The sequence below is a fragment of the Flavonifractor plautii ATCC 29863 genome (assembly GCF_000239295.1).
Taxonomy (GTDB): Bacteria; Bacillota; Clostridia; order Oscillospirales; family Oscillospiraceae; genus Flavonifractor; species Flavonifractor plautii.
Window position 1 is genome coordinate 1 of sequence record NZ_JH417760.1, and the last position, 1,247, is coordinate 1,247.

Here is a 1,247-nt window from a genome sequence, read left to right on the forward strand (position 1 = left end):
TGGCCACAGTGATGATCGTCTTGTTCTTCAGCTCACTCATGGAATTCAGGTCCTTTCTCCATTTGGTGTGGACATCACGTAAAGCGGCGGGCATAGCGCACGCCGCTTTACGGTATGGGTGGAACTCAATCCGGTTGCATTACTTGTTGCGGTTGAACAGCTTGCGCATGTACTCCAGACCGCTGTCGCCGTGGCCGGACTCATCGGCGTAGCCGGTGCCGCCGTATTTGTAGGTGCGGTCGGGCACGCTGGCGTCCACGTCGTCCTCGTCGATGAAGGCCACGCAGCGGGACATGGCGCCGTCGCCCATGTACCAGCGCAGGGGGAAGCAGAAGAAGTTGAAGACCTTGCCCGGCTTGATCTTGTCCAGATCGCCGCCCAGGTTCTCAACGCCCACGATGCCGTGGCCCAGCATCTCCTTGTGGCAGGGCTCCCAGGTGCCCCATACGCCCAGATCCTCCAGCTCGCCGAACTTCTCGTCGTAGGCGGCCTGGCCGTGGATGCGGATGTACTCGAACTTGTCGAACTCGGCATAGGCCTCCTCGCCGAACAGCTCCTTGTACTCCTCGGTGATGGGCTTGCCGGTGGCGCCCAGCAGGTTCATGCGGGTCATGCCGTTGTTGCCCATGGCGGTGTGCAGGGGGTGATCCAGGGCCTGGCTGTCCATGGCGACGCACTTGACGCCGTGCTTGACAAACCACTTGCCGGCGTCGATGCCGGTGCCGATGGAGTAGTGATAGTAGGCCTTGGAGTCATCGAACAGGCGGTGCATGCCGGTGTTCAGGCACAGAACCTTGCCCTTCAGGGAGGCGGGGTCGATGCCGCACTTCTTGCAGGCCTCGTCCAGGTGCTTGTCGGTGATCAGGGTCCAGGGCTCCACGTCCAGCTTCAGCACCACAGCCTCGCCGGTGTAGGCATCAATGGGCATCTCGTGGGTGTAGCGGGCGCGGCGGCCGTCAAACTCGTACTCCATGACGTGACGGGGGGCGTCGCAGTGGGTGCCGGTGTGCATGGTGCAGGTGATCTTGGAGGTGAGCACGCCGCCCTTGGCCATGGTGTGGGCGTTGGTGATCTCGGGCTTGTCAAAGTAGGGCCAGCGGGGAATCTCCGCGCTGAAGGGATGGGTCAGGTCCACATAAACTTTTTTACCCATGATAAAGTTCCTCCTTGGATAATCATAGCAGAGTGTGGGACAAAAGGAAAGGGAAAGTTTTTACTTTCCGTAGAGCATCCGAATCAGATACTCA

1 protein-coding gene is annotated in these 1,247 nt (G+C 60.1%); it reads right to left on the bottom strand.

Annotated elements, in window-relative coordinates:
- Window positions 1-139: 139 nt before the first annotated feature.
- Window positions 140-1,153, bottom strand: a complete 1,014-nt coding sequence (locus HMPREF0372_RS09075) for a cyclase family protein (protein ID WP_007491232.1) — start codon at window positions 1,151-1,153, stop codon at window positions 140-142.
- Window positions 1,154-1,247: the final 94 nt, after the last annotated feature.

Excerpts from the sequence above, each read along its gene's own strand:
- HMPREF0372_RS09075 (WP_007491232.1), bottom strand. The coding sequence starts at position 1,153 with ATGGGTAAAAAAGTTTATGTGGACCTGACCCATCCCTTCAGCGCGGAG.